This window comes from Pantoea sp. ARC270 (genome assembly GCF_003236725.1).
Taxonomy (GTDB): domain Bacteria; phylum Pseudomonadota; class Gammaproteobacteria; order Enterobacterales; family Enterobacteriaceae; genus Pantoea; species Pantoea anthophila.
Window position 1 is genome coordinate 1 of sequence record NZ_PUGA01000017.1, and the last position, 12524, is coordinate 12524.

14 protein-coding genes are annotated in these 12524 nt (G+C 58.7%); 11 read left to right on the forward strand and 3 right to left on the reverse strand.

What is annotated here, in order from left to right; all coding sequences use genetic code 11:
• The first annotated feature begins 118 nt into the window (after nt 1–118).
• Both CKF42_RS09875 and CKF42_RS09880 read left to right on the forward strand, forming a co-directional pair.
• Complete coding sequence (locus CKF42_RS09875; protein ID WP_033736600.1) at nt 119–421, forward strand: PsiF family protein; 303 nt, start codon at nt 119–121, stop codon at nt 419–421.
• 200 nt (nt 422–621) lie between these two features.
• The gene (locus CKF42_RS09880; RefSeq protein WP_111208094.1) at nt 622–2148 is read left to right on the forward strand and encodes an FAD-dependent oxidoreductase; all 1527 of its coding nucleotides are present in this window, start codon (nt 622–624) and stop codon (nt 2146–2148) included.
• A gap of 47 nt (nt 2149–2195) precedes the next feature.
• Here CKF42_RS09880 and proC read toward each other — a convergent pair whose 3' ends face one another.
• Nucleotides 2196–3008 (reverse strand): pyrroline-5-carboxylate reductase, encoded by an 813-nt coding sequence (gene proC, locus CKF42_RS09885; protein ID WP_046101330.1) that lies wholly within the window; start codon nt 3006–3008, stop codon nt 2196–2198.
• A 165-nt stretch (nt 3009–3173) separates the two neighbouring features.
• Between proC and CKF42_RS09890 the strand changes: the two genes are divergently transcribed.
• A complete protein-coding gene (locus CKF42_RS09890; protein ID WP_009091816.1) occupies nt 3174–3623 on the forward strand; it encodes a YaiI/YqxD family protein in 450 nt (149 codons plus the stop codon).
• A gap of 2 nt (nt 3624–3625) precedes the next feature.
• On the opposite strand, the gene CKF42_RS09895 is transcribed toward CKF42_RS09890, so the two are convergent.
• Nucleotides 3626–4336 (reverse strand): DUF2076 domain-containing protein, encoded by a 711-nt coding sequence (locus CKF42_RS09895; protein ID WP_009091814.1) that lies wholly within the window; start codon nt 4334–4336, stop codon nt 3626–3628.
• A gap of 315 nt (nt 4337–4651) precedes the next feature.
• Here CKF42_RS09895 and aroL point away from each other — a divergent pair, with 315 nt between their 5' ends.
• From aroL to ppnP, 7 genes are all read left to right on the forward strand, one after another.
• Complete coding sequence (gene aroL / locus CKF42_RS09900) at nt 4652–5176, forward strand: shikimate kinase AroL (RefSeq protein ID WP_046101332.1); 525 nt, start codon at nt 4652–4654, stop codon at nt 5174–5176.
• Between the two features lie 111 nt (nt 5177–5287).
• A complete protein-coding gene (locus tag CKF42_RS09905; RefSeq protein WP_009091809.1) occupies nt 5288–5479 on the forward strand; it encodes a YaiA family protein in 192 nt (63 codons plus the stop codon).
• 343 nt (nt 5480–5822) lie between these two features.
• Nucleotides 5823–6575 carry an IclR family transcriptional regulator gene (locus CKF42_RS09910; protein ID WP_111208095.1) on the forward strand — a complete coding sequence of 251 codons (753 nt, stop codon included), beginning with the start codon at nt 5823–5825 and terminating at the stop codon, nt 6573–6575.
• Nucleotides 6576–6846: 271 nt separating this feature from the next.
• Nucleotides 6847–8406: an OPT/YSL family transporter gene (locus CKF42_RS09915; RefSeq protein WP_058956379.1), complete on the forward strand. Its 1560-nt coding sequence runs from the start codon at nt 6847–6849 to the stop codon at nt 8404–8406.
• 11 nt (nt 8407–8417) lie between these two features.
• Nucleotides 8418–9350, forward strand: coding sequence for a DUF1177 domain-containing protein (locus tag CKF42_RS09920; protein ID WP_009091804.1), 933 nt, complete (start codon nt 8418–8420; stop codon nt 9348–9350).
• A gap of 1 nt (nt 9351) precedes the next feature.
• Nucleotides 9352–10029, forward strand: coding sequence for an AroM family protein (locus tag CKF42_RS09925; protein WP_111208096.1), 678 nt, complete (start codon nt 9352–9354; stop codon nt 10027–10029).
• Nucleotides 10030–10123: 94 nt separating this feature from the next.
• The gene (ppnP, locus tag CKF42_RS09930; RefSeq protein ID WP_009091800.1) at nt 10124–10414 is read left to right on the forward strand and encodes a pyrimidine/purine nucleoside phosphorylase; all 291 of its coding nucleotides are present in this window, start codon (nt 10124–10126) and stop codon (nt 10412–10414) included.
• A gap of 71 nt (nt 10415–10485) precedes the next feature.
• Here ppnP and rdgC read toward each other — a convergent pair whose 3' ends face one another.
• Complete coding sequence (gene rdgC / locus CKF42_RS09935) at nt 10486–11397, reverse strand: recombination-associated protein RdgC (RefSeq protein WP_009091797.1); 912 nt, start codon at nt 11395–11397, stop codon at nt 10486–10488.
• A gap of 146 nt (nt 11398–11543) precedes the next feature.
• On the opposite strand from rdgC, the gene mak reads away from it, so the two are divergent.
• Complete coding sequence (gene mak / locus CKF42_RS09940; protein WP_111208097.1) at nt 11544–12455, forward strand: fructokinase; 912 nt, start codon at nt 11544–11546, stop codon at nt 12453–12455.
• The last annotated feature ends 69 nt before the right edge of the window (nt 12456–12524 follow it).

Here is a 12524-nt window from a genome sequence, read left to right on the forward strand (position 1 = left end):
GTGCAGTACAGTCCCACTCTGGAATGGGATCTTTCCATCACGCTGACCGGAAACATTTCCCGCTTTGCTTATTCGCTGCCAGAATAAGAAAGAACACATCCACATGGGAGATAACACGATGAAAGTCGGTTTTTTGGCAATGATGATGGCGGGCCTGCTGGTCAGCGGGCTGGCAAATGCGGCGGAGAAGACCCCGCAGCAGGAGAAAATGACGATCTGTAACCAGCATGCCAAATCACAGGATCTCAAGGGAGATGCGCGCAAATCCTTTATGAGTGAATGCCTGAAAAAAGAGAGCAAGCTGTCACAGATGTCTCCGCAGCAGATGAAAATGAAAAGCTGCAATGGCGAAGCTGGCGATAAAAAGCTGGCGGGTGATGCACGTAAAACCTTTATGAGCCAGTGCCTGAAAAAAAGCTGATGTTTCTCCCGGCCACGCAGGTGGCCGTTTCCCTTCCGGCCTGCGTTTAAATTCCCTGCTGTAACAGCCCGTTACGCTTCTGACAAACATTCCGCGTCAGGCTTTTAATTTCCTTTGCCACACTTACTGTTTGTGGGGATTTGCGCTGCGCAGGGTCTGACGGCGCGGCGCCCAACCGGAACAGTCAAAGGAGCCACGTTGTGAACTATCAATTTACCGTCGATCTGAAAGACCTGCCGCAGCGTCAGCCGGTTAAAAAAACGCTGGGTGAGGTGGAAGTGTTACTGATCCGCGAGGGGGAGAGCGTTCGTGCTTACCAGGCGAAATGCCCGCATGCTGGCGCGCCGCTGGAGCAGGGCGCGATCTGTGGCGACCGGCTGGTCTGCCCGTGGCACAAAGCCGCATTTAATCTGGCCGACGGCAAAATGTGTGAACCGCTGGCGCTGGCCGATCTCAAACAGTATCCGCTGCGGATTGAAGAGGGGCGTGTGCTGGTCAATCCTGAGGCGATGTCGCCCGCCGCGCCCATTGGCAGCGGTGCAGACGCACCGGTTTTCGTGGTGCTGGGTGGCGGCGCGGCGGGAAGTGCTGCGCTGTGGCGGTTACGACATGAGGGCTATAAAGGGCGTCTGGTGCTGGTGGAGCGGGAAGCGGACGCACCCTACGACCGCACTGCACTGACCAAATTTGTGCCATCAGGCAAGATGGATATCAGCGAGGTACCGCAGCTGCTGAAAGCGGATGTGATGGATCACGTCGAGCGCATTCAGGCCAGTGTGAGCCGCCTTGACGCTCAGCAGCAACGGCTGATCTTTGAAGATGGTGAAAGCCTCGCCTTCGACAAACTCCTGATCGCCAGTGGCGCGGCACCTGTACGTCCCGATATACCCGGCAGTGATCTGGAGGGGGTGCATCTGCTGCGCAGCAAAGCCCAGACCGACCAGCTGCTTCAGGCGGTAGATGCCAGCCATAAAATTGTGATCATCGGCAACAGCTTTATCGGCACCGAACTGGCGTCGGCGCTGCGTAACCGTGACATTGATGTGACGGTGATTGCCCGCCAGACGCTGCCCTTTGCGAAACAGTTTGGCGACCAGATTGGCCGCTATTTCTATCAGCTGCATCAGAAAAATGGCGTGAAATGGGAGCAGGGCGAAATTGAATCCCTGCAGGGCGATCAGCAGGTGAGCAGTGTGCAGCTTAAAGGGGGGCGGCAGTTGCCCGCTACCGTCGTCCTGTTTGCCACCGGCGTGAAACCGGCCACCGACTTTATCCACGATCTGCCGCTGGCAGAAGATGGCAGCCTGCAGGCCGATGCAGAGCTGAAGGTCGCTGAGAACATCTGGGTTGCGGGTGACATCGCGACGTATCCGTCGGCGCAGGGGCCGCTGCGCATCGAGCACTATCGTGTTGCGCATCAGCAGGGACAGACCGTCGCCAGAAATATGCTGGACCAGCACGTCGCCTTTGAACGTGTGCCCTTTTTCTGGACGACCCAGTATGGCTCCCGTTATGAGTATCTGGGCCACGCCAGAGAGTGGGATAATTTCCAGCTGCTCGGCTCGCTGGAGGAGAAAAAGTTTATCGCGTGTTATGGACAGCAGGGTGAACTGACGGCGATCTGCTCGTGCGGGATGTATACGCTGACCGCTGAGCTGGTAGAACGGATGCAGCAACCCATGACGTTTGCCGACGCCGTGGCGTACTGCAAGGCAGCGATGGAGTAAAACGAACGCAGGGCGGGCCGACGGGCCGCCCTGCTCGTCGTGGCTTGCTAGCTGCGGCTCAGTTTCTCTGACTTCGCCATGCACTGCTGCATCGCTTCAATCACCGCCGAACGCATCCCTTTCTCTTCCAGCACCTTCACCGCTTCAATGGTGGTGCCGCCGGGAGAGCAGACCATATCTTTGAGCTCCGCCGGATGTTTGCCGGTAGTCAGCACCATCTGCGCCGCCCCTTTCACCGTCTGCGCGGCAAACTGATAGGCCTGCGCGCGCGGCATGCCGCCAGAGACGGCCGCATCCGCCATCGCCTCGATAAACATGAACACGTAGGCCGGGGCGGACCCGCTGACGCCCACGACCGAGTGAATCAGATACTCATCCACCACCGCCGCCTTGCCGAAGCTCTCAAAAATCGCGACCACTTCGTCGGTTTCTGCGGACTCCACCAGCGCATTAGGCGTGACCGAGGTCATGCCTTCACTCACCAGCGAGGGGGTATTAGGCATCGCCCGGACAATTTTGCGGTCATAACCCAGCACCGAAGAGAGTGAATCAAGCGTCACACCCGCCGCGATCGACACCACCAGCGCCTCTTTCTTCAGGCTGCCAGCCAGCTCTTTTAACACTTTCAGGATGACATTGGGTTTGACTGCGCCAAACAGAATGTCCACCTCGCGCGCCAGCGCGTCAGCACTCTCTGCGGCGTTAATGCCATACTGCTCTGCCAGCGCCTGGTTGGTGTCTGCTTTGCGGTCATAAACGAAAATATCAGACGGGGCGATTTTGCCACTGTTGACCAGTCCGCCGATAATGGCTTTCGCCATATTTCCCCCGCCGATAAACCCGATTTTCTTAGCCAGCATCGCCATCTCCTTAGGACATTATGCGTTTTCTTCCGGCTAGCTTACTTCAGTCAGCCCGAATAACAAGTCAGCCGCATGCAGCCTGGAAAGCGTGCCGCAAATTAAATTTGCCATTTAAAGGGAACCCGGCAAGATCGCAGACTTCTCTGACTGTAAGGAGTGATGATGTCTATCTGGGTCGATGCCGATGCCTGTCCGAATGTGATCAAAGAGGTGCTGTACCGCGCGGCCGATCGCACCGCCACCACGGTCACCTTTGTGGCAAACCAGTTTCTGCGTGTGCCGCCTTCGCCCTATCTGCGCACCCTGCAGGTGCCTGCCGGGTTTGATGTTGCGGACAATGAAATTGTTAAACGTGTTGAGCCAGGGGATCTGGTGATTACCGCCGATATTCCGCTGGCGGCCGAGGTGATTGAGAAGGGGGCGGCGGCGCTGAATCCGCGTGGCGAGCGCTACTCACCGGCGACAATACGGGAACGGCTGACGATGCGCGACTTTATGGATACCCTGCGGTCAAGCGGTGTGCAGACCGGCGGCCCCGCGGCAATGAGTCCGCGTGACCGCCAGCAGTTTGCAAATGAACTGGATAGCTGGCTCAGACAGCAGAAACGCTGACGTTAAACGAAGCTGTCGTCGTCGTAGTCATCGCCGCCAAAATCGTTGAGGTCGCCGTTGTCGGCAAAATTGTTATCCCAGCCGCTGTTCTGATCCAGGAAGGCGTTGTCATTACCCTCATTGAAGGTATTGAGGTTGTCATCGCCACCGTTAAAGGTGTTGAGATTATCGTTCACCTCCGGCAGCGGTGGCTCATTGATGATGTTCACAATCTCTTCCGGCTGTGAGTGGTGGAACATGCTGGTCAGCATATCGGCCATCACCACACCACCGGCGACACCCACCGCCGTCTGCAGTGCGCCGCCGAGGAAGCCAGTGCCGCGTGACGCCGGGGCTGGCGCATATTGCGGCTGAGCCGGTTGCTGAGGCGCACTGTTCCAGGGTGACGGTTGCTGCTGTTGCTGAGCAGGCTGCTGCTGACGTGAACCGCCGCCAAACAGTCCTGAGAGGAATCCGCCACTGCTCTGCGCGGGCTGCTGTTGCTGCTGCTGTGCCAGCTGACTTTCCAGCGCCGATACCCGCTCATTGAGTTTTTTCAGCGCCGCTTCCTGAATCAGGATCGCCTGCGCCATGTAGTAAGGTGCGCCAGGCTGCGCCTGCAGGTGCTGGTTAATCAGTTGTTCGGCAGCGGCATCACGTGCCGCGGTCTGGCTTTCGGCCTGTTTCAGGCGGGTGAACAGCCCTTCGATCAGTTGTTGTTCTTCGCGTTGCATGATGACTCTCCTGTGGCGATGGTGATCAGTATATGTGGGCGGTTGAGAGAAAAGTAAATCTGTGGCGGTAAGCAAATATTGCCAGACCCGTTTTGCCCCGCTTTTTCGCCATTTCTGCCGGGCAGCGGAGACCCTGATGCACAAATCGTGCATGCATTTCCCCTTGAAAAGATAAGACTTATCGCCATTCAGGGCAGTAAAGTGCGTAAAACCTGCCTGACAGGTGGAGGCCATAATAATTTCCAGTTATGATGCGTCGCATTAATCAGCTAACCATGCAGCCGCATCGCGCGGTCAGGCGGAGGAACGGCCCTGATGTCACTACCCATCTTTTTGATTGGCGCTCGCGGTTGCGGCAAAACCACAGTCGGCGTGGCGTTGTCGCAGGCGCTGGGCTACGCCTTCACCGACACCGATCACCATCTGCAACTCAGCACGCAGCGCAGCGTGGCCGAGATTGTGGCGGCAGAAGGGTGGGAGGGGTTCCGCGCCCGTGAAACCGAATCACTGCGGGCCGTGACGGCGCCGCGCACCGTGATAGCCACCGGCGGTGGCATGATTCTGGCCGAGGAGAACTGCCGCTTTATGCGGGAGCAGGGACAGGTGATCTGGCTTAGCGCCTCTCCGGAGGTGCTGGCAGAGCGGCTGCAAAGCGAACCAGAGGCGGCCCAGCGTCCGACCTTAACCGGCCGTCCGATTGCCGATGAGATGAGCGATGTCCTGCGCGAACGCGCGCATCTCTATCAGGCCGCCGCCCATCATCAGGTGAATGCCATGCAGTCCCCCGAGCGTGTGGTCGAGGAGATCCTGCTCTCCCTCTCCCTGGCGCGCGCCAGCTAACCCTCAGATTTTTCCCGCTTTGATCCCGCTTCAGTGGGTGTTGTCTATACTTACCTCATGACAGGCAGCGGCCTGTCCTGTGGAATGTTATTGAGAGAAGAGGGACACAGTATGCCGACCAGACCACCGTATCCACGTGAAGCGAAAGTTGTGCCTGTAGAAAAGGGTCCTGAGGGTAAAAAAGTCACGTCCTATGAGTTACGTGCTGACCACCCTAAACCAAATTCCTTAATCAGCGAGCACGAAACGGAAGAAGAAGCGCATGATGCCAAAGCGCGCTACGAAGACGTCGAAAAAGAGTAATTCGTTGCTGCTGGCAGGGACGCCAGCCTGTTCCATCCTGTCATAGCCGGCAACATCCTTTTCTGTCGCCCCTGCGCGATAAAGTTTCCCCTTTCCCCGACCGCATCCGGTCAATTAATACGCAAAATTTACGCAGATTTACTGCGACTGGCTTTTTGTCCGGGCGTCTGTTCTGCGCACTCCCGGCGTCGCCCTATAAAGCCTCGCTAATCAATTTTATCGCCGTATTTTCTCTGCTGCCGATCCTGCCGGTGTCAAAATTGTCGCTTGACCGATTCAGCGTCACGTTTTATTTTCGTCGGAACTGCAGAGGAACTTTGTTCCATATAGTGGAACCCGTGACATGACCACACTCGAAAATGCCGCCGCCGTACTCCGGTTATTTCAGCACAAGGGCGTGACGCAGGGGCATGTCGGTCTCTCCTTTAGTGAGGTGGTTGAGGCGCTGGGCCTGCCCAAAAGCACAGTATCGCGTCTGCTCGCCACGATGGAAAGTCAGGGGATGCTGGAGCGCGATGCCGACACGCGCGGTTATCATATTGGCCGCGTATTGTTAGCCGCCGCCGGGCACTATCTGTCCGCACCGCTGGTGGACAGCGTCTCAGCCGCGATGGTCAGGCTGGCCGCAAAAACGGGCTGCATGGGCTACGTGTCAAAGCTGGATGGCCGGGAAATATTAGTGATGCGCATGTTTCATGGCCGTCACTTTACCCAGATGGTCACCCCACCCGGCAGCCGGATGCCGGCTGACGCCACCTCAACCGGCAGGGTACTGCTGGCGCAGTTAAGCGATGACGAGGTGCTGGCGCGCTTTCGTGATCACTGGCAGGCTGGACCGGCAAACTCGCCGCAAAGCCCGGAGGCGCTTCTTGCCAGTCTGGCGGAAATCCGGCAGCAGGGCTGGTCACTGGCCCGGAATGAGTCTCTGCCTGGCATCAGTTCACTGTCAGTCATCGTGCACAACAAACATCATGGCGAAACGGCCGCGCTCTGCCTGTCGTTTCTGTCGCAGGAGTCGGAACCGGGATACCCGCCTGCGCTCCTTGACGCATTACGCGCAACGGCCACAGAGATGGCCGAAAAGTTTGGCGCGTAACGTCATCACGATTTTATCGGCGTAATACTTTCGCCACACCAGGGAAAACCAGGGCCTTCGGGCCTTTTTCTTTCAATCTGATCGCCATGCTTTACGCAGCAGCCTGGCTGCCTGTGTGCGTCCCTTTCGCGTGTTTGTGCACGGGTGACGTTCCTGGCTGGAGGGCAGCGCCTGCGCGCATCAGAACCGTAAAAAAGACAAGCGGCGTCAACCCGTCAGCAGGCGGGCAGACATTCTTCTATTTCTTCTGGACAAGGACTGGCGGGGACATATGGAACGGGTAAATCCGATCAGGCACGCTGGCGTGGCACTGGTTTTAATTTTGCTTTCTATCGCGGGTGCCATTATTGGTATCCAGCTGATCACCACCCTTGGCGTAACGCCTAACACGTCGATTATTGGTGCGCTGTTTGCCATGCTGCTGGCGCGTATTCCGCTGCAGGCTTTCCGCCGCTATCGTTCGATTGAAATCCAGAATCTGGCGCAGACCGCTATCTCCTCAGCCACCTTCGGGGCAGCCAACAGCCTGCTGATGCCGATTGCGGTGCCCTGGGCGCTGGGAGAGCCACAGCTGGTCCTGCCACTCTTCTGTGGCGTCAGTGCCGCAATGCTGCTTGATGCCTGGCTGCTCTATCGTCTGTTTGATACCCGCGTCTTTCCGGCCAGCAATGCCTGGCCTCCGGGCGTGGCGGCGGCTGAAGCGATCAAAGCAGGGGATAAAGGGGGACGCCAGGCCTGGCTGCTGGTGGCGGGTATTGTCGGTGGCGTTGTCGGCGCGATGCTGAAGATCCCGATGTCCGCCTTTGGCACCGCGTTTATCGGCAATATCTGGGCGCTGTCGATGCTCGGCATCGGTTTTCTGCTGCGGGCCTACGCGCAGCCGGTGGCCGGTATTGATATCAATGCACTCTACATTCCGCATGGCGTGATGGTCGGTGCCGGCCTGGTGGCGCTGATTCAGGTCATGATGGTGATCCGCAGTCGCAAAAATGATGCGCAGGGGGTGAGCCGCAACGGCAATGAGGTACAGCGGGCACTGGGCTTCGGCAGCGTGGGCTACATCGTGATTTCGGCGCTGCTGGCGCTGGCGGGCGGCCTGTGGAGTGAGATGGGCATCGCGATGCTGCTGCTGTTTGTCCTCTACGCCGCCTTTGCTGCCTTTGCCCATGAACTGATTGTCGGGATTGCCGCGATGCACTCCGGCTGGTTCCCGGCCTTTGCCGTGGCGCTGATTACGCTGATTATCGGCATCCTGCTCGGCTTTCCGCCGCTGGCGCTCTGTCTGCTGTGCGGCTTTACCGCCGCCACCGGGCCGGCGTTCGCCGATATGGGCTATGACCTGAAGGCGGGCTTTATCCTGCGCGGCAACGGTGCCGACCTGCAACAGGAGCTGTGGGGACGGCGCATTCAGTTGATCGCCGCCATGATCGCCTTTGTGGTGTCGATTCCGCTGGTCTGGTACGCCCACACCCTGTTCTTTACCGATAACCTGCTGCCGCCGGTGGCGCGGGTCTATGCCAAAACTATTCAGGCGGGCGCGGAGCCGGGTATTGCCGGAAACCTGCTGCTGTGGGCAATTCCTGGCGCGATGATTCAGCTGATCGGCGGACCGAAACGGCAGCTGGGCGTGCTGCTGGCCACCGGTCTGTTAATCAATAACGCGATGGCGGGCTGGGCTGTGATGGTCGGGATTGCCCTGCGCATCGTCATTATTCGCGTCTGGGGCGAGCGGGGCCGGTCGCCTATGGAAGTCATGGCGGCAGGGTTTATTGCCGGTGATGCCCTCTACAGCTTCTTCCATTCGCTGTTTGCCAGCAGCAGCAAGAAATAAAAGGATTAACGATGAGTTTGCAGCAGACCCTGACGGTTTTTGAATTACTGGACAGCGCCCACATCGACGGGCAGCAGGTGGTGGATCTGTTTGCGCCCTGGCCGGAGATCACGGCCCGTTTCAACCGGGTGACGGGTCCCAAAGGCCGGACCGACTTTGTGCGCATCGATATCCCGGGCGTGCAGGGCAAAGCCGCGGGAGGCCGTGCGCCAACGCTGGGCATTATTGGCCGGCTTGGCGGCATCGGTGCCCGCCCTGGCCGGATCGGGATGGTCTCCGATGCCGATGGCGCCGTCGCGGCGATCGCCTGTGCGCTGAAGCTGGCGCAGATGCAGGGTAAAGGCGACAGGCTGACGGGGGATGTGATCATCACCACCCATATCTGTCCCGATGCGCCCACACGGCCGCATCTGCCGGTCGATTTCATGGATTCACCGATTGATGATGTCACGATGAATGACAATGAGGTGGTGGCGGGGGTGGATGCGATTCTGTCGATCGACACCACCAAAGGCAATCGCATCATCAACCACAAAGGTTTTGCCCTGTCGCCGACGGTAAAAGAGGGCTACATCCTGCGGGTGTCGGAGGATCTGCTGCGCATCATGGAGATGACCAGCGGTCGTCCGGCGGTGACCTTCCCGATCACGACTCAGGATATTACGCCGTACGGTAACGGGATTTATCATCTCAACAGTATTCTGCAGCCTTCCACCGCCACCGATGTCCCGGTTGTGGGCGTGGCGATCACGGCAGAGTCGGTGGTGCCGGGCTGCGGAACCGGGGCCAGTCATGAAGTGGACATTGCGGCCGCCGCGAAGTTTGCCATTGAGGTCGCCAAGGAGTTTGGTCGTGAAACCTGTCACTTCTACGACGCCGACGAATATGCGCGGCTGATCGCGCTCTATGGCAGCCTGGCGCATCTGCGTCACCGGAACCACTAAGATGACGGCCTCCCTGGTGACGCTGACCATCGGTCAGTCGCCGCGCAGCGACATACTGCCGCTGCTGCGTCAGCATCTGCCGGATGCGCAGACCGATCACGCCGGACTGCTGGATGGGCTGAGCCGCACCGAGATCCAGGCGCAGTTTGCGCCGGAGGCAGGCGATGCGGTGCTGGTGTCACGGCTGCAAAACGGCGAACAGGTGCGGCTGGCGGCGTCGAAGGTCGAGCAGGGATTGCAGCGCAAAATCAGTGCGCTGGAACGGGCGGGCTATCAGACCATCCTGCTGCTCTGCACCGGTGAATTCAGCCAGCTTCGCACCCGACAGGCGCTTCTGCTGGAGCCGGACCGTATTATCCCGCCGCTGATCGGCGCCATGGTGCAGCAGCAGCAGATCGGGATCGTGGTGCCGGTTACGGAGCAGATTGTCGAGCAGGCGGGTAAGTGGCAGCATCTGCCCATCCCCCCCTGTTATGCGGTTGCCAGCCCCTATGAGGGCGATCAGGCGACCTTCACCAGTGCAGCGCGCACGCTGCAAGCGCAGGGGGCGGCGCTGGTGGTGATGGACTGTATGGGGTATCACCAGCAGCATCGGGCTGCGTTACAGCAGCAGCTGGGCGTGCCGGTTCTCCTCTCTAATGAGCTGGTGGCCCGGCTGGCGGCCGCGCTGCTTCCCTGACGAAGGCGATCACAAACGCCTGTGATTTCGCGTGACAGATCAGCGGGTTCCCTTCTACACTGCCAGACACACAACATGTGCTCTGGAGACTATTATGCTCAACGTAAGTGAGTATTTTGACGGAAAAGTTAAATCTATCGGTTTTGACAGTGCGAGCACCGGCCGTGCCAGCGTGGGCGTGATGGCTGAAGGTGAATACACATTCGGTACCGGTCAGCCGGAAGAGATGACCGTGGTCAGCGGCTCGCTGAAGGTGTTACTGCCGGGTGAGACGGAGTGGAAATGGTTTGAAGCGGGTTCGGTGTTTAACGTGCCGGGTCACAGCGAATTTCATCTGCAGGTGGGCGAGCCGAGCTCCTATCTCTGCCGTTACCTGAAAGATTAAAAAAGGGCCGCTTAGCGGCCCTTTTTTTATGGTCAGGCAACCCCTGTCAGCATGGGGCTGCCTGCCGATGATTAACGCTGGGCTTCGCCGCCGAGCGCTTCCACCAGGTTGCTGGTCAGCGCGGCCAGTTCGCTGGTCATCAGAATAAAGTCAGCATCAAAACGCTGGGCAAAATCTTCGCGGTCGATATCGTCGTTCTGGTCGCGCAGCGTGTCGCTGAACTTCAGACGTTTCACTGAACCATCATCGGCCAGCACAAACTGAATACGCTCCTGCCAGTCGAGCGCCAGTTTGGTCACCAGCTTGCCCGCTTCAATGTGGTTCGCGATCTCATCGCACACCAGATCCTGCTTTTTACAACGGATGACGCCGCCATCTTCCAGCAGCGCTTTCAGCTCCGCTTCATCCATCAGTGCAAAACCGGCCGGCAGATCGCCTGAGCGCACCCATTCGGTCAGCGTCAGCTCAATCGGGCTTTCCAGCGTCAGGGGCACTACCGGCAGTGAACCCAGACTTTTACGCAGCAGCGCCAGCGTATCTTCCGCTTTCTTAGCGCTGGCACAGTCCACCATAATCAGATTGTTAACCGTGTCGATCCAGAGGTAAGTCTGGCTGAAACGGCTGAAGGCGCGCGGCAGCAGGCTGTGCAGCACTTCATCCTTCAGCGAATCTTTTTCAGTCTTCTTCAGCTTGCGGCTCTGCTCAGATTCCAGCTTGTCGATTTTGGCTTCCAGCGCCTGTTTCACCACCGGTGCGGGCAGAATTTTCTCTTCTTTACGGGCGCAAATCACGATCTGGCCGTTGTTCTCGTGGGTCAGCGCATCACTGCGGTTGCCCATCGGCGAGACCCAGCCGGTTTTGCTTAAATCCTGACTGCCACACGGCGAAAACGTGAAGGCGTCGAGCTGTTTTTCCATCTCATCTGCGGACAGCGGAATGTCACGATTCAGACGATAAACCATCATATTTTTAAACCACAACATCGGGATTCCTTACCGTGGCGCGATCGGGCGCACAAGTCTGCTAGAGTCAGCGCGCATGATAGCGAAACATCGGAGTGGTTTCATTGCCTTTCCGGCTGGCGGCTTCTACTGTATCTCTCATCTGAACGAATAATGAGGAATAAACCGTGCGCATAGGTATCGATCTGGGTGGCACCAAGACAGAAGTGATTGCATTGTCAGATGAAGGGCAGGCGCTGTTCCGCCACCGGGTAAATACCCCTCGTGATGACTATCCGGCGACGGTACAGGCGATTGTCGATCTGGTGACCCTGGCTGAAGAGAAAACCGGCCAGAGCGGCACGGTCGGGATCGGTATTCCTGGCTCACTGTCGCCTTACAGCAGGCGGGTGAAGAATGCTAACTCCACCTGGCTCAACGGCCAGCCGCTGGATAAAGATCTGGCACAGGCGCTGAACCGCGAAGTGCGTATCGCCAACGACGCCAACTGTCTGGCGGTGTCGGAAGCGATCGACGGCGCCGGGGCCGGACAGGCGCTGGTGTTTGCGGTGATCATCGGCACCGGCTCGGGAGCGGGCGTGGCGATCAACGGTGAATCACGCATTGGCGGCAACGGCAATGCCGGTGAGTGGGGGCACAATCCACTGCCCTGGATGGATGAGGATGAGCTGCGCTACCGCCAGGAAGTGCCCTGCTACTGCGGCCAGCAGGGCTGCATTGAGACGTTTGTCTCTGGCACCGGCTTTGGTATCGACTATCAGCGGCTGAGCGGCGTGCATCGCAAAGGGGCGGAGATCGTCTCGCTGCTGGCGCAGCAGGATCCGATCGCCGAACTGGCGATGAGCCGTTATGAGCAGCGGCTGGCAAAATCGCTGGCGCAGGTGGTGAATCTGATCGATCCCGATGTGATCGTGCTGGGCGGCGGGATGAGCAACGTGGATCGCCTCTATCAGACCGTGCCGCTGCTGATGAAGAAGTGGGTGTTTGGCGGCGAGTGTGAAACGCCGGTGCTGAAAGCGCAGCATGGCGACTCCAGCGGCGTGCGCGGTGCGGCGTGGCTCTGGCCGCTGCAGAGCTGATGCGGCATGCCGGTGAGAGCTGGCTCTGTCATGCGCTTGCCGGACCGCGGCGGCTCAGCCCCTGAAGTA

What these genes read in the sequence shown, in the direction of transcription:
- CKF42_RS09875 (WP_033736600.1), top strand. Translation starts at nt 119, where the DNA reads ATGAAAGTCGGTTTTTTGGCAATGATGATGGCGGGCCTGCTGGTCAGC.
- proC (WP_046101330.1), bottom strand. Translation starts at nt 3,008, where the DNA reads ATGCTGGCTAAGAAAATCGGGTTTATCGGCGGGGGAAATATGGCGAAA.
- CKF42_RS09890 (WP_009091816.1), top strand. Translation starts at nt 3,174, where the DNA reads ATGTCTATCTGGGTCGATGCCGATGCCTGTCCGAATGTGATCAAAGAG.
- CKF42_RS09895 (WP_009091814.1), bottom strand. Translation starts at nt 4,336, where the DNA reads ATGCAACGCGAAGAACAACAACTGATCGAAGGGCTGTTCACCCGCCTG.
- aroL (WP_046101332.1), top strand. Translation starts at nt 4,652, where the DNA reads ATGTCACTACCCATCTTTTTGATTGGCGCTCGCGGTTGCGGCAAAACC.
- CKF42_RS09905 (WP_009091809.1), top strand. Translation starts at nt 5,288, where the DNA reads ATGCCGACCAGACCACCGTATCCACGTGAAGCGAAAGTTGTGCCTGTA.
- CKF42_RS09910 (WP_111208095.1), top strand. Translation starts at nt 5,823, where the DNA reads ATGACCACACTCGAAAATGCCGCCGCCGTACTCCGGTTATTTCAGCAC.
- CKF42_RS09915 (WP_058956379.1), top strand. Translation starts at nt 6,847, where the DNA reads ATGGAACGGGTAAATCCGATCAGGCACGCTGGCGTGGCACTGGTTTTA.
- CKF42_RS09920 (WP_009091804.1), top strand. Translation starts at nt 8,418, where the DNA reads ATGAGTTTGCAGCAGACCCTGACGGTTTTTGAATTACTGGACAGCGCC.
- CKF42_RS09925 (WP_111208096.1), top strand. Translation starts at nt 9,352, where the DNA reads ATGACGGCCTCCCTGGTGACGCTGACCATCGGTCAGTCGCCGCGCAGC.
- ppnP (WP_009091800.1), top strand. Translation starts at nt 10,124, where the DNA reads ATGCTCAACGTAAGTGAGTATTTTGACGGAAAAGTTAAATCTATCGGT.
- rdgC (WP_009091797.1), bottom strand. Translation starts at nt 11,397, where the DNA reads ATGTTGTGGTTTAAAAATATGATGGTTTATCGTCTGAATCGTGACATT.